Annotated in this window: 1 protein-coding gene; it reads left to right on the top strand. The window is 39.7% G+C overall.

Translation table 11 applies throughout. The annotated features are described in order from the left end of the window. Window positions 1–639: IS256 family transposase (locus IEV69_RS13825; RefSeq protein WP_188443432.1), on the top strand; the 639-nt coding region annotated here is incomplete at both ends.

The following is a 639-nucleotide window of genomic DNA, read 5'->3' as shown; positions in this document are numbered from 1 at the left end:
AAGATGGTGTTTTTACACCTTTACTCAAGCGAGTGATCGAAGCCAGTCTTGAAGGAGAGATGGACTCTCATTTAGAGCAAAGTTCTAAAAAAGACAAAAATCGGCGCAATGGGCGAGGGCGAAAAAATATCTCTAGCTCATTAGGTGGCTTCGATATTTTTTCGCCGCGTGACCGCAATGGTTCTTTTCAACCCGAAATTATCAAGAAAAGACAAAGGCGCATAACCAGCGATATTGACGCTAAGATTTTGTCTCTTTACAGCAAAGGGATGAGTTATAGGGATATCCAAGATCATCTTAAGGATATGTATGATTTAGAGATATCTGTAGGTACATTAAACGCTATAACAGATAGAATAATACCGGAGATACTAGAATGGCAATCCAGGCCTTTAGATTCTGTTTATCCGGTGATGTGGCTTGATGCCATGCATTTTAAAGTCAGGGAAAATGGAAAGGTTGTTTCTAAAGCTGTTTACTCGGTCCTGGGTGTTAATAAAGAAGGAGAAAAGCAAGTCTTGGGTATCTATTTTGGGGATAATGAATCCAGTAGCTTTTGGAGACAAGTACTCCACGAACTACAGACTCGTGGGGTAAAAGATATTTTTGTAGCTTGCATTGACAATTTAAGTGGCTTTG

Source organism: Planktosalinus lacus (assembly GCF_014640155.1).
GTDB classification, from domain to species: Bacteria; Bacteroidota; Bacteroidia; order Flavobacteriales; family Flavobacteriaceae; genus Planktosalinus; species Planktosalinus lacus.
Note: the sequence above shows the minus strand (reverse complement) of the source record. Positions and strands in the feature narration are given on the sequence as shown.